The 18,373-nt window shown below is 58.5% G+C and carries 20 protein-coding genes and 1 pseudogene; 7 read left to right on the top strand and 14 right to left on the bottom strand.

All coding sequences use genetic code 11. The annotated features are described in order from the left end of the window. Window positions 1–292, bottom strand: a pseudogene (locus MAIT1_RS00600) (DDE-type integrase/transposase/recombinase); the annotation flags it as partial. Between the two features lie 8 nt (window positions 293–300). After that, window positions 301–660 carry a hypothetical protein gene (locus MAIT1_RS00595; RefSeq protein ID WP_085440084.1) on the bottom strand — a complete coding sequence of 120 codons (360 nt, stop codon included), beginning with the start codon at window positions 658–660 and terminating at the stop codon, window positions 301–303. Window positions 661–908: 248 nt separating this feature from the next. Here MAIT1_RS00595 and MAIT1_RS00590 point away from each other — a divergent pair, with 248 nt between their 5' ends. Beyond that, on the top strand, window positions 909–1,247 hold the full coding sequence (locus MAIT1_RS00590) for an integrase core domain-containing protein (RefSeq protein ID WP_198947758.1): 339 nt from the start codon (window positions 909–911) through the stop codon (window positions 1,245–1,247). Between the two features lie 24 nt (window positions 1,248–1,271). Here the strand turns inward: MAIT1_RS00590 and MAIT1_RS22615 are convergent, their stop codons facing one another. From MAIT1_RS22615 to MAIT1_RS00565, 4 genes are all read right to left on the bottom strand, one after another. Continuing rightward, window positions 1,272–1,484 (bottom strand): transposase, encoded by a 213-nt coding sequence (locus MAIT1_RS22615; RefSeq protein WP_158089235.1) that lies wholly within the window; start codon window positions 1,482–1,484, stop codon window positions 1,272–1,274. Window positions 1,485–2,862: 1,378 nt separating this feature from the next. Continuing rightward, complete coding sequence (trfA, locus tag MAIT1_RS00575) at window positions 2,863–3,732, bottom strand: plasmid replication initiator TrfA (RefSeq protein WP_085440081.1); 870 nt, start codon at window positions 3,730–3,732, stop codon at window positions 2,863–2,865. Continuing rightward, window positions 3,729–4,130: a hypothetical protein gene (locus tag MAIT1_RS00570; protein WP_085440080.1), complete on the bottom strand. Its 402-nt coding sequence runs from the start codon at window positions 4,128–4,130 to the stop codon at window positions 3,729–3,731. The genes trfA and MAIT1_RS00570 overlap by 4 nt, the downstream gene beginning before the upstream one ends. 1 nt (window position 4,131) lies before the next feature. After that, window positions 4,132–4,824, bottom strand: a complete 693-nt coding sequence (locus MAIT1_RS00565; protein WP_085440079.1) for a ParA family protein — start codon at window positions 4,822–4,824, stop codon at window positions 4,132–4,134. Window positions 4,825–5,200: 376 nt separating this feature from the next. Here MAIT1_RS00565 and MAIT1_RS22400 point away from each other — a divergent pair, with 376 nt between their 5' ends. Then, window positions 5,201–5,329 (top strand): hypothetical protein, encoded by a 129-nt coding sequence (locus MAIT1_RS22400; RefSeq protein WP_275531615.1) that lies wholly within the window; start codon window positions 5,201–5,203, stop codon window positions 5,327–5,329. Between the two features lie 1,242 nt (window positions 5,330–6,571). On the opposite strand, the gene MAIT1_RS00560 is transcribed toward MAIT1_RS22400, so the two are convergent. The 3 genes from MAIT1_RS00560 to MAIT1_RS00550 are packed head-to-tail and all read right to left on the bottom strand — an operon-like array spanning window position 6,572 to window position 8,838. Then, window positions 6,572–7,555, bottom strand: coding sequence for an IS3 family transposase (locus MAIT1_RS00560; RefSeq protein WP_198947757.1), 984 nt, complete (start codon window positions 7,553–7,555; stop codon window positions 6,572–6,574). A gap of 11 nt (window positions 7,556–7,566) precedes the next feature. After that, window positions 7,567–7,869, bottom strand: a complete 303-nt coding sequence (locus MAIT1_RS00555) for a transposase (RefSeq protein WP_085440078.1) — start codon at window positions 7,867–7,869, stop codon at window positions 7,567–7,569. A gap of 21 nt (window positions 7,870–7,890) precedes the next feature. Next, complete coding sequence (locus tag MAIT1_RS00550) at window positions 7,891–8,838, bottom strand: sigma 54-interacting transcriptional regulator (RefSeq protein WP_085440077.1); 948 nt, start codon at window positions 8,836–8,838, stop codon at window positions 7,891–7,893. Between the two features lie 1,220 nt (window positions 8,839–10,058). On the opposite strand from MAIT1_RS00550, the gene MAIT1_RS00535 reads away from it, so the two are divergent. Then, a complete protein-coding gene (locus MAIT1_RS00535) occupies window positions 10,059–10,250 on the top strand; it encodes a hypothetical protein (protein WP_085440074.1) in 192 nt (63 codons plus the stop codon). An 11-nt stretch (window positions 10,251–10,261) separates the two neighbouring features. After that, window positions 10,262–11,503 (top strand): cation diffusion facilitator family transporter, encoded by a 1,242-nt coding sequence (locus MAIT1_RS00530; RefSeq protein ID WP_158089234.1) that lies wholly within the window; start codon window positions 10,262–10,264, stop codon window positions 11,501–11,503. Between the two features lie 16 nt (window positions 11,504–11,519). Here the strand turns inward: MAIT1_RS00530 and MAIT1_RS00525 are convergent, their stop codons facing one another. The 5 genes from MAIT1_RS00525 to MAIT1_RS00505 all read right to left on the bottom strand — a co-directional run bounded on the left by MAIT1_RS00525 (window position 11,520) and on the right by MAIT1_RS00505 (window position 15,410). Then, window positions 11,520–12,254, bottom strand: coding sequence for a DUF2202 domain-containing protein (locus MAIT1_RS00525; RefSeq protein WP_158089233.1), 735 nt, complete (start codon window positions 12,252–12,254; stop codon window positions 11,520–11,522). A gap of 201 nt (window positions 12,255–12,455) precedes the next feature. Next, a complete protein-coding gene (gene mamD / locus MAIT1_RS00520; RefSeq protein ID WP_085440071.1) occupies window positions 12,456–13,478 on the bottom strand; it encodes a magnetosome protein MamD in 1,023 nt (340 codons plus the stop codon). A 261-nt stretch (window positions 13,479–13,739) separates the two neighbouring features. Then, the gene (locus tag MAIT1_RS00515; RefSeq protein WP_085440070.1) at window positions 13,740–14,084 is read right to left on the bottom strand and encodes a DMT family protein; all 345 of its coding nucleotides are present in this window, start codon (window positions 14,082–14,084) and stop codon (window positions 13,740–13,742) included. Window positions 14,085–14,159: 75 nt separating this feature from the next. Then, window positions 14,160–14,912 carry a tetratricopeptide repeat protein gene (locus MAIT1_RS00510; RefSeq protein ID WP_085440069.1) on the bottom strand — a complete coding sequence of 251 codons (753 nt, stop codon included), beginning with the start codon at window positions 14,910–14,912 and terminating at the stop codon, window positions 14,160–14,162. Between the two features lie 183 nt (window positions 14,913–15,095). Further along, on the bottom strand, window positions 15,096–15,410 hold the full coding sequence (locus MAIT1_RS00505) for a hypothetical protein (protein ID WP_085440068.1): 315 nt from the start codon (window positions 15,408–15,410) through the stop codon (window positions 15,096–15,098). A gap of 209 nt (window positions 15,411–15,619) precedes the next feature. Here MAIT1_RS00505 and MAIT1_RS00500 point away from each other — a divergent pair, with 209 nt between their 5' ends. Genes MAIT1_RS00500 through MAIT1_RS21385 form a run of 3 tightly spaced genes read left to right on the top strand, consistent with a single transcriptional unit; the run spans window position 15,620 to window position 18,347 of the window. After that, window positions 15,620–15,889, top strand: coding sequence for a FeoA family protein (locus MAIT1_RS00500; protein WP_143814575.1), 270 nt, complete (start codon window positions 15,620–15,622; stop codon window positions 15,887–15,889). 53 nt (window positions 15,890–15,942) lie between these two features. After that, the gene (gene feoB / locus MAIT1_RS00495; RefSeq protein WP_085440067.1) at window positions 15,943–18,078 is read left to right on the top strand and encodes a ferrous iron transport protein B; all 2,136 of its coding nucleotides are present in this window, start codon (window positions 15,943–15,945) and stop codon (window positions 18,076–18,078) included. Further along, window positions 18,078–18,347 (top strand): hypothetical protein, encoded by a 270-nt coding sequence (locus MAIT1_RS21385; protein ID WP_143814574.1) that lies wholly within the window; start codon window positions 18,078–18,080, stop codon window positions 18,345–18,347. Before feoB ends, MAIT1_RS21385 begins: the two co-directional genes overlap by 1 nt. Window positions 18,348–18,373 lie beyond the last annotated feature (26 nt).

Raw genomic sequence — 18,373 nt, 5'->3', positions numbered from 1 at the left:
CCTTGCCTTTGTCGTTACCTCGCGCCGGGCGGCCAAAGCGGCTATCGAACAGGTAATGGGATTGCAGCCGGATCATCTCTTCGGTCAGATCTCGGCGACCATCCCGGTAAACTTTGACCACGGCGATGCTGGTGTTGTCGTACAGAATGCTTTGGGGAACGCCGCCGAAGTGATCACAGGCGGCGTTATGCCCCGCACAAAACGCTTCCGTGGTTTCCGCGGGGAAGCCCATAACGAAGCTGTCGTCGCTGTAGGGCAGACTCATACAGAAAAAGTGGATCTTGCGCTCCACGCCGCCGATCACGCCGTGCGTTTGCCCAAAGTCCACCTGGGCGTGTCGGGCGCATGGCTGAGGGGAACAAACTTCTCTTTCAGATGCAGACGCTTGCCGCGCACATACTCCTTGACCGCGCCATATTTCCCGTCGTAGCCGTATTCATCGCACAGCCGTTCATATATCCGCTGCGCGGTGTGGCGCTCCTTCTTGATCTTCTCCAGATCGTTCTTGAGAATCTGATCTATGAACCCGGTGAACGGCCCCAGTTTGGGCAATCTGACCGGCTTGCTCCGCTGGTAGCCTGGCGGCTCAGGGTTCTCCATCATTTTGCGCACTGTGCGCGGATCCAGATCAAAAGTCTCCGCCGCCTTGCGCTTGCTCATCCCGCCTCTGGTTACCGCCAAACGCACTTCTCTGTACATGCTCACTGAATACATCCTCCCACCCCCTGACCCGGAAACTCTATGACTGAGTTTTCTGAGTTAGAGAGCTTTTTCTGGTGTGGGATTTTTGGACCGCCATTTTTGGACGATCCAAGCTGTTTCAGTGATGCATTTTTACGGCGCCATTCTCAGACAATGGGCCGCAGTTCGTTGCCAACGATTTTAAGGCGTTCATCCGGGAATCCGGCATGACGCATGTGAGGACTTCGCCTTACTATCCGCAGAGCAACGGAAAGCTGGAGCGTTTTCACGGTAGTTTGAAGCGTGAGTGCATTCGGCCTCAGACGCCATTATCGCTGGAAGATGCCCAGCGGGTTGTGGGAAAGTACGTCGAGCATTACAACACCCGGCGGCTCCATAGCGCCATCGACTACGTCACCCCACAGGATCGCCTGGAAGGGCGGCATGTGCAGATCCTGGCCGAACGAGATCAAAAGCTTGAGGCGGCCAGAGAACGGCGTCGGACGACGCACCAAAAGCAGTCTTTTCAGCCATCCCAAAAAATGGCTGAAAAGGCGAACGGCTAACTGATATTTTGGCTTAGGCGGTTGTCATGTTTCCGCTGAACCAGCACACTTCTGGCTTGAGGAGTTCTTCCCAGCAGTGGGGCTCGCCCTCGCCGCTGAGCGCCAGTTGTAGAGCGTCTTGGGGCTCAGATCCAACTGCCTGGCGACTTCAGCCACCGGAAGATCTGAACTCTCAACCAGATCCAACGCTCGGCGCTTGAACTCCGCCGGATATCTCTTGCTGCGACTTTGACTCATCGGACACCTCATTCTTGGAGGGTCTCATTCTCCCCTAAATTTGGTGTCCACAAAAGTGTAGCCTCCTCAGGGATTTTTGGACCGCCATTTTTGGACGATCCAAGCTGTTTCAGTGATGCATTTTTACGGTGCCATTCTCAAACGCCACTGTTCCCTCCCCTCTCTACAACAATAAACGGATAATAGAGGGATAAAGAACGGATAAGGTTCTGCGCAGGTCATATAACATCTGGATATCATTATGTTAAATTATCCACAGCGTCACTGATACGCCGAATTGGCGTTTCTGATACGCCGAGTTTGCGTCACTGATACGCCGAAGCCGCATCAACTCTGTGGATGATTCTGTGGATAACCCTGTGGATAACCTCCCATCGGCTGCGCACAAGCCGTTTATTGCAACCAGTATTCGGCATAACGCTTACGCTGCGCCCCTGCTCTGTCCCCAGACCTCAGCATATCGCTGACGCTCACCCTGTTGACCCATCCAGACCTCGGCATATCGCTGACGCTCACCCTGTTGACCCATCCAGACCTCGGCATATCGCTGACGCTCACCCTGTTGACCCATCCAGACCTCGGCATATCGCTGACGCTCCCCGCGTTGCCCCTTGCCCCTCTTCTGCATCATGAGGGCAAGTATCGGCATGTCGCTAACGGCAGGTTTGTTAGATGGGGGGGGCCTGTGTTGACGGCGTTCTGCGCGGGTTCGGGCTGGATTTGTTAGATGTGGGGGGCCATAGCCCCCCACGCCCCCCTGTGGCCTCCATCGTCGCCGCGCCAGCCCGGCGCAGCGACCTCGCGCTATCGGCATATCGGTAACGCCAGTCAAGTAGGGTGGCCTCCCCTATCGGCATATCGCTAACGTACGGAATGCACGTCCGCTGGTGGTCGGGCGGCTATCGGCATATCGGTAACGCCAGTCAAGTAGGGTGGCCTCCCCTATCGGCATATCGCTAACGTACGGAATGTACGTGCGCTGGAGACCGGGCGCATATCGGCATATCGGTAACGGGAGAACCCGGCCCAGGCTGCGACTCGGCATATCGATAACGCACGCAGCGCGCATCCGCTGGAGACCGGGCGCATATCGGCATATCGGTAACGGGAGAACCCGCCGCAGACGGCGACTCGGCATATCGGTAACGCCCCGTCGCGCGTAGATTCAATCTCAGCATATCGCTGACGCGCGTGGCCACACAGCCCGTAGGCTCGGCATATCGATAACGGCTGCTGGGGCGTGAAGGCGGCAAGCCCACACCCAACTCGATTGCCAGCCTGTCCGGCAGAGGAGGTTGCCGCGCCGCCTGTCGCGGCGGCGATGGAGGCCGAGGGGGGGCGTGGGGGGCCATAGCCCCCCACATCAAACAAATCCCCCCTATTCAAAGGAGAGCGCGCCTTGACGGTTGCGGTCGGGACGCACGATCACCACCGTATCATTGTCGGTGACCTCCCAACTCTCCACCACCCCATGCTCCTGCAACTGCTCCAGGGTGTCGCGGATGCGCTTGCGGAAGGCGCGCATGTTCTTGGTCTCCGAGCCGATCAGCTCATGCAGGGTCTGTAGCTTGACGCGGTGCGGACGTTCATAGGTGGCGCGATGGGTGTTGATGTAGTTGTGCAGCCAGCGTGCGGTGTCGGTTTTGAGCTTGAGCCGGGTTTCGAACACAACTCGGGTGAAGCCCTCGTTCTTGAACAACTCGGCCAGTTCCGGATTGAGGCGGAAGGCGTATTTGCGTTCACGTTCGGAGAAGGCGAAGGCGGCCACCAGCGGCCCTTGATAGCCGCGCCCATCGGCCCGCGCCACCTCTACGCCGCACACCTGCAAGCGCTTGAGCGAACGTTTGAGCCACTCATATTGCGTCTTGCCGGTGGAGCGGCCAATGGCCTTGAGCAGCGAATAGGCGCTCACCGGCACCATATGCCCCAGGCTGTCGCGGGAGCGATGCACCAGCTCATACCATACGTCCAGATCGCCCTGATCCAGCCGTTCGCCAGTATAGCGGATGGTTACCGAGCCCCAGGTGGCCAACGCCATATCCTTGACCATGGGGCGCTCGCCTTTGACCGCGCAGCCGAACAGCGCCGACTGCAACATCATGGTGGGCGCAGCGCGATCCTCGTCGGGCCAGAACGGCAGCGGCTGTTGCACCAGCTCCGGCAACACCTGGCCAATGCGAACCGCTCCCCTCCCCTCCTCGGCCTCCGCCTCAGACAGTTTATCGGCGTCCGGCTTGCGCTTGGTCATCCGCCCAGGCCGTACTGCTTGAGCAGTTTGGGCAGCTCTTTTTCCAGACACGTGGTGACGAACTCGTTCATGCTGGCCGCGCGATTGCCGCGTCGTTTTTCGGCGATCACCAGATCATCCAGCGCCCAGCGCAGCCGTTCGGGAATCTTGATATTGGTGGCCACCATCGCCTCGGTCGGCGTCTGCGTGGCGGCGCTTTTGGCTTTGGCGGGAGCTTTGGGCGCGGTTTGAGCGACGGGCGCAGGCGCGGCGGCGGACAGGGTTTCCATGGGGGCGTGTTGGCTCCCCTCCTCCACCCTCTGCTCGACCGAGTCATCATGCAGGCCGCTGAGCACGCCCGCCATCAGGTCGGCGTTACTGGGGTTGCGCATGGCGTTGCCAAAGGTTTTGCCTGCCATTTTACTCTCCTTGTTTGATCTGTTTCAGCACTTCCTTGGCCAGAGCGCGATACTCCTGGGCCGATTTGCCTTTGGGTTGATACTGCACGATGGTCAGGCCGCTGGCGGTGCATTCGCGCAGCGGCACCAAATTGGCGATGCGCGTCGCCGCCACCGCCGGGCCATCGGGGTTGAGTTGATCAAAATCCGCCTCGCCGATGAAGCCGCGCAGCATCTGCGCCATATCCCGCGCGATGGCGGTGCGGTCGAATTTAGTCGCTACCAGCAGCGCGCGGGGCCGTTCGCCGCCCAGCATGCTGCGCGCGTCCAGCACCAAATCCGTGGCGCGTTTGGTGGCCATCACGTCCAGCCCCGAGGCCGATACCGGGATCAGCACCAAATCCGCCAAAGCCGCCGCCACCGCCGCCGGTTGTTTGGCTTCGGGCGGGCAGTCGATCACCACATGGCCGTCATGGCTGGCGATGGTCTGTTTGAGGGCGCGCGCTGCGCCGTCGCTGGTGAGGTCCACCGCCTCCACGGCGAAGCCGAAGCCATCGCCCATGCGCGACCAGCCTACGGCGCTGCCCTGGGGGTCGGCGTCCAGCACCAGCGCGGGCGACTTCTTACTATGCAGACACGCCGCCAGGGAGACGGCGGTGGTGGTCTTCCCCACCCCACCCTTTTGATTGATCACCGCGATGACTGACTGCGCCATGGAATGCCTCTGCTAAGAGCTTGCTCAAGAGCGCCCAATGTGTGCGTGACGTTGCATGAGCTTGCGCTGACTATTGGCCGCCGACTGGTCGGCGGCGGGGTCTGGGGGCCGCGCCCCCAGCGGGTGTGGGCGGAGCCCACGGTGTGGTCTTTGGGAGCTCGAGGGCAAAGCCCTCGATATCTTACAGCGTTCCCACCCACCCATCATGGTGGATTGCTGGCGTCATACCGACGTGGCTAGGCCCATCTCTATCGCACCACAAAGCAATCTCCGTTCCAATCCACGTCGCCACCGAAATGTCGGGCCACTCTGGGGGCGGCGTAGGGACGTTGGCGGGTTGCGGCCCCTCTCTCCACGGGCGGGGATTCCCCCTGCTGTGTCGCGCCATGACGCCACCGGGAGGCCGCGCCACGGGGCCATGGTTATGGCCACATGGGGTAATGGCGCGGTGGTGAAGTGGCGTGGTTGGGAGATGTTGCCGTGGTTCGATGGCCTGATGGATTGATGACGCCGTGTCAAGCCACTGACATAGCTAACCATGACGGTGGCGCGCCACGGTGCCCCAGTCATAGGCGGCCACGCGCCCCTCTCCCGACTGCGCCACTACCATAGTGTGGGGTGCCCCCATGGAGCCACGGGAATGGGCGCATCGGGCGATGGCAAGATGTGGTCATGGCATGCCACGTTGGTCTGTCGGTGGCTGGCTGCCAAAGTGGTTACATGGGTCGGTGGGGATATGGGCGTATGGCGGCGCATGGTGGTGGTTGGATGTGGAGCTACGAAGCCATGGGGAGAGGTGCGTGGGTTGGTAGCGGAGTGTGGCCATGGCGCGCCACGTTGCTATGTCCGTGTGTCCGAAGATCTGTGGCAGGCTCTGAGCGTGGGTATATGGGTCAGTGGGGAGATGTGCGCATGGCGACGCATGGTGGTGGTTGGATGTGGAGCTACGAAGCCATGGGGAGAGGTGCGTGGGTTGGTAGCGGAGTGTGGCCATGGCGTGCCACGTTGGTGTGTCCGTGCGTCCGAAGATCTGTGGCAGGCTCTGAGCGTGGGGATGTGGGTCAGTGGGGAGATGTGCGCATGGCGACGCATGGTGGTGGTTGGATGTGGAGCTACGAAGCCATGGGGAGAGGTGCGTGGGTTGGTAGCGGAATGTGGCCATGGCGCGCCACGTTGGTGTGTCCGTGTGTCCGAAGATCTGTGGCAGGCTCTGAGCGTGGGTATATGGGTCAGTGGGGAGATGTGCGCATGGCGGCGCATGGTGGTGGTTGGATGTGGAGCTACGAAGCCATGGGGAGAGGTGCATGGGTTGGTAACGGAGTGTGGCCATGGCGCGCCACGTTGGTGTGTCCGTGTGTCCGAAGATCTGTGGCAGGCTCTGAGCGTGGGTATATGGGTCAGTGGGGAGACAGGCGCAAGACGGCGTATAGCGACAAGGCGTCACAGTAGTCCGCTACTGGGAAGCAGGGGAGGGGAGGGGGTGTGGGTCAAACTAGATTGCCAGCATGTCTGGTGCGTGGGGTCGTCGCGCCGCCTGGCGCGGCGGCGATGTAGGCCGAGGGGGGCGTGGGGGGCCATAACCCCCCACATCAAACAGATCCAAACCCCGCCCGCTTACGCCGAACTCCGTTATGGCGCTCCCGCCGACTTGCGCCCAAGCCCATACACACGATCGCTTTTAGGCGTATCGCCATTATGTTGTGCTGGTTCAGCGGAAACATGACAACCGCCTAAGCCAAAATATCAGTTAGCCGTTCGCCTTTTCAGCCATTTTTTGGGATGGCTGAAAAGACTGCTTTTGGTACGTCGTCCGACGCCGTTCTCTGGCCGCCTCAAGCTTTTGATCTCGTTCGGCCAGGATCTGCACATGCCGCCCTTCCAGGCGATCCTGTGGGGTGACGTAGTCGATGGCGCTATGGAGCCGCCGGGTGTTGTAATGCTCGACGTACTTTCCCACAACCCGCTGGGCATCTTCCAGCGATAATGGCGTCTGAGGCCGAATGCACTCACGCTTCAAACTACCGTGAAAACGCTCCAGCTTTCCGTTGCTCTGCGGATAGTAAGGCGAAGTCCTCACATGCGTCATGCCGGATTCCCGGATGAACGCCTTAAAATCGTTGGCAACGAACTGCGGCCCATTGTCTGAGATCAGCCGCGGCTTAGCTTCCGGATAGGCCTCCTGAGCTCGGAGCAGGACCACTTCAACCTCATCTTCCTTCATCGACTCACGAATCTCCCAGTGGAGGATAAACCTGCTACATCCATCCAGGACACTGCACAGATAGTAGAACGTCCCCTGGATATTCAGATAGGAGATGTCCACATGCCAGTGTTTATGCGGTTCCGAAGGCTGTTTGAACCCTGTGCCCTTCTGCGAGGGCGGTGGGCTCCAACGACGCATCAGCCCGGCAGTTCTGAGCACACGCAGCACTGAAGAGGGGCTGACCGCCACCACGCCTGCATCCAGCATCATGTAGGTCAGGCGCCGATAGCCCTCTGACGGATGTTCATGGAAAAAGGCGACAATCGCTTCCCTTTCCCAATCGTCCAGCCAAAAATCTCGGGGAATACGGCCATTGTGGTCGTTAACCATTCCATAGCGCTTGCGCCATGAATAGAACTTGCCCCTTTGCACGCCTATCCAGTTGATAATTCGGCTCGTGTCGATTTCGCTCTTGTCTGACCAAAACGCCACGAAATCCACCACCGAATCCCGTATGTCCGGCTCCACCCAGCAGCCGTTCAGCTCACCCCAAGACTTTTTTTTAGCGCAACATGCGCCTCAAGAAGCTCGGACATAACTTCATTTTTGGTTGCCAACTTCGCTTCTAGTTCGGCAATCTGTCGGTCACAAGCCTTTTGGCCGCGTTTGTCAGACAAGGCCGCTTCGCCGTTCTCAAACAAAGCCTTTTGCCAGCGATAGTACTGGCTGGGCTGAATGCCCGCCTCGTCGCACAGATCCGAGAGAACCACCTTCTCGACCAGGTGACGGCGCACATAGCCTACCTTCTGCTCAGCCGTAAATCTCCGCTTCTTCCGTTCCATACAAACCTCCGCTCAATATCTCTACATTATGAACGATTGGTTTGTCATTTTCCATCTGAACCGAAACAGAATGCGAATCGGGAATGCGCTAATCCTGTAGTACAAATCGCGACGAAATTGACCTCGTTCCATCATCTGATCAAGGTTTTGGTTTGTTGCGCAAATGAGGCGAAAGTCGGCGCTGCGAATCTCTGTTTCGCCAACCTTGCGATAGGTGTGCGACTCCAGCAGGCGCAGTAGTTTGATCTGAAGATTCAATGGGACATCTCCAATTTCGTCCAGAAACAGCGAGCCGCCCTGCGCAGCCTCCACTAAGCCGGGCTTATCGTTCAGGGCGCCCGTAAAAGCCCCTTTGCGATGACCAAAAAGCTCACTTTCAAAGAGAGTTTCACTCAACCCGCTGCATTCGACCGGAACAAAGGGCTCTGTGGCGCGTTTGCTGGCGTCGTGTAACGCGCGCGCGATCAGCTCTTTACCGGTGCCGGATTCTCCCAACAGCAGAACAGGCGTCTGTTCCGGCGCAACGAGATGCACCTGTTCAAGCAACGAGATAAAGGGTTGACTGGCTCCAACTAGGCCGATGGGTTTGGGCTCAGCGCTGGCGGTGACTGTGGGTCGCAGGATTTCGCGGTAGAAGTGAACCTCGCCATGTGCATTGAACAGGGGTTCAATCTCCACCAAAACATACTGTCTGCCGCCTGATAGCTGATGTACGTGCAGCATGCGCTCTTTCGCCTGTGAGTGGATACAGGCGCGCAGCGGGCAGCATTCCCCCATTTCATCACATGGTTGTTCAAATTGATGGGAGGCTTGATGGCAGGCCATGCCCGCGACATCCTCTCCGGCGTGAAAGGCGTCGCGATAGGCTTGATTGGTGGCCAATATATGAAAGTTCGCATCGATGATGGCGGCGGGATCTGGTTGCTCTTGAAGCGCTCTAAGCTCAATTGCGTCGAGACAAGCAGACATGTCAGCTCCATGAAGGGCTAGGTAGTCAATAATGACGAGTCAAGAATGTCCTAAAGTGACATTTATGGCTATGGAAATCCCACAGAGTGACCATCAATGTTTAACCTGAAATGACTAATTAGTGATATAAATCAAATTGTTGAATAAATATATAGGATTGACTTTGCAATGGCCCGTTTCCTGTAATGTCATCAATGTGTTCCATAACGTGGACGACAGAGCGGCGAGGCGGCGTTATGATCTCTGATTCGTTACACATACTCTCTGAGCATCAATACGCCTTAGCGCGAGCCTGGCTGGCAGAAGAGGCGCGAGGGTATCGTTTGAATCTGGAGGCGTGGGTGATGGCGGAGTTCCATCAACTTCCCCGTTCACCGAACACGGAGGGCGCGCAACGTCTAGTGCGCTGGATTGATCGCTATTTGCCGCAAAGGGCGCGTCAACGCCTTGCAGCGCGTTTATCGCGGGAGAGACAATCATGATTCATCTTGCCATTATCCCCATTCTATCCGTGGCGCATAAAGCGTCCACAGCGCTGCATCTGTTACAGTGGCTCTCCACGCCGCAACGCCCGTCGCAAAATCGGCGCAGAGTCAGGGGGCGGGGAGTGGGCAAAGAGTCCCAGCACTCCGCCTACACGATCTCTAAATCAGGCAAAGGAGAGCCCAGTGCCCGTTCGATTCACCACCAGTCATAGCGCGCCAGCAGCGCATGCAGCCCAACAGCATGCGCAGCGTATCGCCAATGCAACACCAGCAGCCATAAGTGGTGGGGAAAGCGGCGCATTGGTGTTTGGATCCGCCAAAGCGGCGGCGGCTGGGGGGGTAGGGAAAAGCGCCGCGCTGGGCGCTGTGGGCGCATTGGTTGGCGCGTCGCTGACGCCTTGGGTCGCCGTTGGCGCCGTGAGCGTGCTGGGTTACGCCGCTTACCGCTACTTTGCTCGCCATCCAAGCGGCAGTCGCAAAGCCTCTGGAAAATAGGAGAAGATGATGAACTTTCCAGCAATCAACGCCACAGCTTCATCCGGGTCCGCCAACGCCGCTGTGGGATCGCCGATTCTCAAGGCCGCTGTCCAGTCGCATTTGATCAAGGGGCTGGGCATGGGTGCTGGCATGGGTGCGGGCGTCGCTGTATGGGTAGTGGGTTTGGTTGGCTTGGGATATTTGGTCTATCGCCTCAGGCAGCGTTAGGAAACCGCAATAAGCGTAAGGAGTAAAAGCATGGCTATGACCGCAACAACCAACGCGTTGAGCGCCACGGGCGCCGGGGCCAAAGTGAGCATTGCTAGTGTCGCCAAGGCGCAATTCATCAAGGAGGCTGGCATGGGGCTGGGCATGGGGTTGGGCATGGGCGCTTGGCTGGGGATAGGCGCATTGGTCGCTTGGTTGGCGTGGCGTCAATTCAGTCGCTGATGGGGGCGACCATGCGCGCTCAAAACCCAGACAACGTGCAACCAAGCGACCGACTGTTGCTGCGGGTCGGTTTGCTCTCCTTGGGGGTCAATGTCGTCTTGATTGCGCTTAATGCGGTGTTGGCGTGGCTTTCTGGCAGTCTGGCGTTGGGTGCGGAGATGGCGCATAACAGTGTGGATCTGCTGGCCTCTGTTGGCGTCGTGCTGGGATTGCGCATTGCGCGGCGACAATCCAGCGCATTTCCTTACGGTCTTTACAAGGTGGAGAATATCGTCGCGCTGGTGATCGCTCTGCTGATTTTTGTGACCGCTTATGAGATCGCCCAGAGCGCGCTGTTTAGCGAACCGAGCCCAGTTATGGTGGATGGTTGGATCGTGCTGGGAACCGTGATCGCTTTGGCGTTGCCAGTGGGGTTCAGTCACTACGAGATGCGCATCGGGCGCGCCGCCAATGCCCCCAGTCTGATTGCCGACGCCGTTGAGTTCCGGGCGCATGCGCTCTCATCGGGGGCGGTGCTGCTGGGTTTGGCGGGGCAGGGCGTGGGGTGGGCTCTGGACCGTTGGGCGGCGCTGTTTATTGTGGCGTTCATTCTGATGGCCGGATGGGAGTTGCTGAGCAACGCCATGCGCGCCCTGTTGGACGCCAGTTTGGATGATCAAACGCTACAACGCATTCGCAAGATTCTCGCACAAGAGCCGTTGGTGGCGGAGGTGGCGGAGTTGATGGGACGCAATGCCGGTCGTTTCCGTTTTGTTCAGGCCATCTTGATTCTTAGAACGCGGGACCTGAGCCGCGGCGACGCGCTGCGCGCGCGATTAAGCGCGTTGATTCGTCAAACCGTGCCCCATGTGGAGCGAGTAGCGCTACAGTTGCGGCCGCAGGGCGCTCACAATCCCAAGGTGGCGTTTGCGGTGGATCAGGGCGGTCAACATCTGGCCGAGTGCTTATGTCAAGCGCCGCAATTTGTTCTGTTCCAACGCCTGGATGATCACGGCTCATGGCGAGAAAGCGAGCGTCTACAAAATCCGTTCTTGGAGCAGGAGAGCGGACGCGGGATCGCTTTGGGGCGTTGGCTGGTGGCGTTGGGCGCGGACCAGGTGGTTACCCCGGTGGGCTTGGAAGGGAAGGGGGTTGGGTATGTGTTGGCGCATGCAGATGTCAGTATTGTGCGCGGCGAGCCGGGCGCCGATGTAGAAAACTTGCTCGCCAATATGCGCCAGGGGTTGGATGATGGCCTTGGTAAAGCGCTCTAACCGAGTTTTCCTATGGTCATGGCGCGGTGGGGGCTGCGCTGTTGCGGCCAAAGAATCCCGTATCCATGGGTTGTTGTAGTATCTGTTTGACGCGCTGTGAATCCAGGATGGATGGTGCATACGCCACGCCGCGCAGCTCCAAGCCATGCACAAAGGCGCGCAGATGATTGAATGAGCCGCGTTGAATCAGGGTGTAGACACGAACGATCTCCGGTTGCCGCGTCTGCGCGATGGCGTTGTCCAGATCACGAATATCGGTCTCTTCAATTACCCCCCCAACGCGTAGCGCCGACTCGATGGAGCGGTCACCGCGCGCAATGAGTTTCTTGTATAAGTCGGCGAGACGGGGGTCTTTGAATTGACCGGGAATATCCGGGTTCATGGGGTCGGGAACGCCATAGCGTTGGATTTGCCGACCCACGGCGTCCACGTGACGCTGTTCAGAGCGGGTGATGCTGGCGAAAACGGAAACCCCCCAACGCTGGAACAGCCTCTGGTAGACGTCACGCGCCATCTTCTCCTCTTCCCGCATGAACAGCAGATGCTCTGTCTCCACTTGGTTTAGCGGGATTTGCGGCGAACTGGCAAGAGGCTGCTGGAACGCAGCCGGTTGGGCGGCGTCTGGTGCGTTGGGCGAAGGTGTGGCGACCATTTCGCCATTGTAGACTAGAGCAAGGGGATTGGGCGCTTTTTCGGCCATCAGATAGGCGTTTAGAACTGCAATGCCGCCAACCAGAAGCAGCGCCAACACCCCCGCGACGCCAGAAATGCTTCGCTTTCTCTTTAGTTGAGAGCGCCGTTGCGGCTCCTGTTCCCACTCATCCATTTCGATTTGGCCTTTGGCGCAAAAGAGGCTGTGTGATGCGGATGAAAATAGCAAAGCCTCGATTCTATCGAGGCTTTGCTATTATATGCGATTAAATCTCAAGACCAACGGACCGCGAGATTATGGTTAAGAGAGGGTGTCCTCCAGCGTTTCCGCATCGGCTTCCGCAACAGCCGTTTGGCCGCGTTTTTTATAGGTATACACGCCAACACCGACGGCCGCCGCGCCCAGAATCAGCGCTGGTCCCCAGGCCCCCAGGCCCAGGCCCAAGCCCAAGCTCATGCCGCCGCCATTCCAGATGGTGCCGGTGGCTGCGGTGGCGCTGGCCGCGCCTTTGGCCGCACCAGCCCCTGTGGTTGCGCCGCCGGTCAGCGCCACGGTTTTGATAGTGGCTTTGGCCGGGGCGGGATTCCACGCCGCCGGTTGCGCTACAGCGCCGCCGCCATCGGTGATAACCGGGTCATTGCCCGCCGCTGCGCCGCCCGCTGTGGCGCTGCTAGCCGGTTGCAAAATCAGCCATTTGCCTGCGTTGGCGCCCATGCTGGCGGGGGCCTTGCCCACCACGAAGCTCTTGCCGGTCATCTTGGCGATCTGCTCGGAGGCGGTCACGCCATTTTGCGCCTTGAGCGCAATCACCGGTTCGCCGGTCGCTTCTGCTCCGGTGGGTTGCAGAAACAGCCAGCCTTGGGCCTTGCCACCCATCATGGGCGCGGGCATGACGGTGAACTTCTTGCCAGCCATCTGCGAAATCTGACTGGCCTGCGCGGCGTTCTCCACCTTCATCATCACCAGCGCGCTTTTTGCTTGCGCCTTGGCGGCTACCGGTTGAGTTCCGCTGGTTGCCGGGTTCAAAGTCAGCCATTTGCTGTTGCCCATGCCGCCCAGCACGGTGGGCGAGGAGCCGACGGTAAAGCTCTGGCCGCTCATCTGATTGAGTTGCGTGGCCGCCTGGGTGCTGTTGAGCTTAACTGCGACAGGGCTGGCGGCGGCTTCTCCCGCTGGTTGCAAGAACACCCATTTGCCGCCCATGCCCGCCTGTCCGCCCACCGACTGCATCTTGGCGATGGTAAAGCTCTTACCCTTCAGGCCAGCCAGTTGCGCAGACTGCGTAGCACCTTCAATTTTTACAATAACGGGATCAGTCAACATCAATCTGGCTCCTTGATGACAGTTTTAAACAGAAAGGCGACAGCAGGGTAATAGAGCGTTCCGTCAAATTGCGCATAAAGATGCGTGAGGCATCATGCTTTGGGGCTGTTTTGCAGAAGGTTTCTCCCCGGTCGCCCCGCATGACGCAGGCCATTCTAACACTAACCCTGGGCATTTATAGCGGAAAAGGCAATGCGATATCCAGAAAAAAACATCCAGCTTTTCAAATGCTAACTGTTCTTATTTGCAGGCATGCTCCGACTAACCCGCGCGAAACATGAAGTAGACCGCGCCGATCAAACACAGTCCGGCCCAGACAAAATCCAGTTTAATGGGCTGTTCCATGTACAGCAGAGCGAAGGGAATGAATACCGTGAGCGCAATAACCTCTTGTATTATCTTAAGCTGAGGCAGAGATAATGTGGTATAGCCTATGCGGTTGGCCGGGACCTGCAACAGATATTCAAACAGGGCGATGCCCCAACTGAGCAAGGCGGCGACAATCCAAGCCCGATCCTGAAGATTCTTGAGATGCGCGTACCAGGCGAATGTCATGAAGATATTCGATAGGGTCAGCAGACCGATGGTGGCGACAATTGGATGCATGGTCAGGCGGGAGAGGGGAGGGCGGAGCGCTGATTCAATTAGCGCTCCGCCGCAATGCGAATTGTGCGCGGCGATTTAGCGTGTTTGCTCAGCATCCAGCAGGCGCTGCGCCTGACGTAAAAAGCGGCGCGTGTCGCCATCTTTGGGGCGAAGGCCATGGGCGATCTCCCAGGCGTCGCGGGCGGCGGCGTAACGCCCTGTTTTCGCGTAAGCCACGCCAAGATAGAAGTGCAGATTGAAACGGCCCGGATTGGTGTGGGCCGCCGGCTCCATGGTCCAAATCGCCTCCTTGGCGTCGCCTGAGAGAAGTCGCGCTTTGCCCAGCAGGGTGGCGGCGGCTGGGTCGAGCGGGTCAGCGTCAAACGGCAGGCGTAGGACGGTGATCGCCTCTTTCAGATACCCCTTACGGGTGAGCGAAAGGCCCAGATGCAGCAGCGCCAGATCATCCAGGGGCGTCAACGCATGGGCTTGCGTCAAAGCGTCGATGGCGCGTCCATGACGCCCGGCGGCGCTCAACGCCACCCCGTTATCGCGCAGTTGTTTGGCCGCATCGATTGCGTCGCCGTACACGTTCGCTGACTCCATTGTCGCCTGGATGGCGGCGGGTTCCGCATCAACGAGCGCAGGTTCGGCGGCCATGGGTTCAAAAGAGGTTGTCATGGCGTCGGGCGGATCAAACGTCTGCTGCGGCGCAATGGGGGCGAATTCGGGTTGCATCTCAGCTGTGCCGGGGTGTTGCAAGGCCGGGTGAATCGGCATATCGCTGAGATTATCCGCCGGAAACGGTTGGGATTGGTCGATATAGGGGGCGATCGGTTCCTGTAACATCTACTGGCTCCCAGAGTGGGCGTTAGTTCGTGCGGCGTGTCCCCGATCCACGTGACCGGGAGATTCAGACAACGGGCTCTGAGCGTATTGCAGCAAACCTTGGGCCAATATAGAGACAAAAAAGCGCGCCCCAGAGTGACTGAGGCGCGCTCTGTTGCGCGCAGCTTGATGGAGCAGCAGCTCTTAGAAGAAGCTGAAGCGCTTTTTCTTGAAGTAGAAGTACCCGCCAACAGCGCCGACGCCTAACAGAATCCAGGGGTTGACGCTGGCCAGAGAGAGCCCCAACACCTTGCCGGACAAAATTTGGCTTGGTACGCTCTGGGCTACGGGCGCCGCGACGGGGCTCACAGCGGTCATGGCGATGGGTTTGGCGGCTGCGGCTGCGGGGTCCACAGGGGGCGCGGGCGGCGGCGCAGCGGTGAATTCCAGATTGCCTGCCGCAGGGGCGGTGAAGGTGTCCCCAGCTTGAACTTGAGCAGTGAATTCATTGACCGGCACAGGAGTTCTCCTTCAACAGATCAAGACAACATTTAGTCAAACCACAAATTTACACCATAGCAGAAAAAAATGCAATTAACATATGGCGGCGGGCGGCATTGGGGGAAATTACGCAAGATCTGCTGGATAATAATAATTCCTATTTGCAAGTCATCCATTATAGGTGTATCTTACCTCCGTTATGTGAGCATCTTCTATGGAGCGCCAATATGGATACCAAGTCACCAGTACAGACCCACACCATCAAGCTCAGTGAGTTGAAATTTGGGGTGTCAGCGAAGATAACGGCGTTGCAGTTGGATGGCGTTCAACGTCAACGGCTGTTGACCATGGGATTGGTCATTGGTAAGGAGATCCGTCTACGCAATCGCGCGCCGTTCGGCGATCCGCGCATCTACACCATCATGGGGTACGACCTGACTCTGCGTAATAAAGACGCTGAGAAAATTCTGATTGAACCGCTCACACCGGCTGCTTGATCCTCTCTTTACTATCCCTAATCGATCACCCATCTGCATAAAGTAGACCCCACATGTCAGACGCACCGATCACCATCGCCTTGGTGGGTAATCCCAATAGCGGCAAAACCTCCCTGCTCAACCAGATGACCGGCGGTAAGGATTCGGTCGGCAACTATCCGCGCGTGACCGTTGACGTTAAAGAGCGCGAACTGACTTTTGATGGGCGCAAGCTCATGTTGGCCGATCTACCCGGCATCTATGCGCTGACCTCACAGTCGGCAGAGGAGCTGTCAGCGCGTGAATACATCATGGCTGGTCATGCGGATGTGATCATCAATGTCATTGATGCGGGCAATCTGGAGCGTTCGCTCTATCTGACCACGCAGTTGGTGGAGATGGGCAAACCGCTACTGTTTGCCTTGAATATGGTGGACGAGGTAGAGAGCGTCGAAGGAAAAATCGACGTGCAGGCGCTCGAGTCGATGCTCGGAGCGCCGGTGTTGCGCACTTCCGGTAAACATGGAGATGGCGTTAAGGCGTTGTTGAGCGCGGCGATTTCAATATTCAATGCCGGACAGGCGCCGGCGCGCAGCTTTGTCCATTATGACGCGCACCTGGAAGAGGCGGTGCAGCGCGTGCAGCATTTGGTGCAGGAGAACCATGCCGCCGAAGACGCCCGCGAGCAGGAGGGAAGCCGTTGGATGGCGATCAAACTGCTTGAAGGCGACATCGAAATGATGCGCGATGAGCAGGAGCATCAGCATCTGCTCGAACTGGTGCGGCGCGAGTGTTATGACCTCTCTCACGGCCATGGGATGGCGTGTGAGAGCATGTTTGCCGACGCCCGTTTCGGCCATGTTCACGGCATCATCTCCGAGGCGGTGCAGCGCAGCGATAAGCTGCGTAATCGCTACCGCGCCACCCGCGTGCTGGATACCCTGTTCATTAATCGCGTGTTGGGCATTCCCATCTTTGTGGCGCTGTTGTGGGTGATGTTCGAGACGACCTTTACCTTGGGCGAGGTTCCGATGAATTGGATCGACGCCGGGGTGGGCGCGTTCAGTGATTGGATGGCCGCTCTGCTGCCGGAGGGGTTGTTCAAGGATCTTGTCGTAGAAGGTATGATCGCCGGGGTCGGCGGGACCATTATTTTCCTGCCCAACATCGTCATTCTGTTTTTCTTCATGGCGCTGTTCAGCGAAACCGGCTACCTGGCGCGCGCGGCGTTTCTCATGGACCAGGTGATGCACAAGTTCGGTTTGCACGGTAAGGCTTTGATCCCTCTTGTGATGGGGTTCGGCTGCAATGTGCCGGCGGTGATGTCGGCGCGCACCATTGAGAGCGACAAGGCGCGTTTGGTAACGATTCTGGTCAATCCATTCATGCTCTGTGCGGCGCGCCTGCCGGTGTTTATTCTGTTCGCCGGGGCGTTTTTTACGCAGAATGCCGGCACGGTGGTGTTCGCCATGTATATGCTCAGCATCGTCGGGGCCATGGGCGCGGCGGTGATTCTCAATCGCTTCCTGTTCCGGGATGCAGACGAAGCGTTCGTTATGGAGCTGCCGCCCTATCGCATTCCCACTCTGCGTGCGGTATTCATTCACATGTGGGATAAGGCGGTCACCTTTCTTCAGAAAATCGCTGGGGTGATTCTGGTGGGCTCCGTGGTGATCTGGTTTTTGCAGACATTTCCCCAGGAGGTGGAGTGGAGCACAGACTACGCCGCGCGTATTGAGCAGGCCCAGGCGCAACCGGAAAGCCCGGCGCGCAATGCCGCTATCGGCGAATTGCAGCGCCAACGCAACCAGGAGGCGTTGGAGAAGAGCTATCTGGGGCAGATTGCGCACACTGTGGCGCCGGTTTTCACGCCGTTGGAGTTTACCTGGAAGGATACGGTGGCGATTCTTACCGGATTTGTCGCCAAAGAGGTGGTGGTGGCCAGCTACGCGGTGCTCTACTCCCAGGATAGTGAATCCACTGAAGAGTCCGATACGCTGCGTCAGGTCCTTGCGGGCACCATGACGCCGCTGGTGGCGGTGGCGTTTATGGTGTTTGCCCTGTTCTACTCGCCCTGTATCGCCACCATTGCCGCGATCAAACGCGAGGCGGGCGGGTGGCGTTGGGCGTTGTTCTCAGTAGGGTTTTCACTAACCATTGCGTATAGCCTGGCGTTTTTGGTGGTGAAGGTGGGCGGGGCGCTGACGTAATGGCGCACCCCGTCACCCCTTGGTGGGAGTGGGCGCTTCTGGCCGCCGTGGGGGGCGCAGCGTCGGCCTATATTGTGCGCAGCGTCTGGCGTCTGCTCTGGCCCACCGCATCAAATGGCGCCTGTGGCAAAAGCGGGTGTGGCGGGTGTGGCGGGGGAAATTCCGTCTCGGCGGGGTGTTCCGCTTCCTGGAACAGCGGCGTGAAGATCATCTCCATGAAGCGGGAGTCAGCCAATGCCTGTAGCAAAAGAGAGGATGTCTCTGATTAGAACGAATAAGCGGGGAGCAGGGCCGC

Origin of the sequence: Magnetofaba australis IT-1 (assembly GCF_002109495.1) — a bacterium.
Lineage (GTDB): Bacteria > Pseudomonadota > Magnetococcia > Magnetococcales > Magnetococcaceae > Magnetofaba > Magnetofaba australis.
The sequence above is the reverse complement of the archived record's forward strand: the minus strand, read 5'-3'. Positions and strand labels throughout refer to the sequence as shown.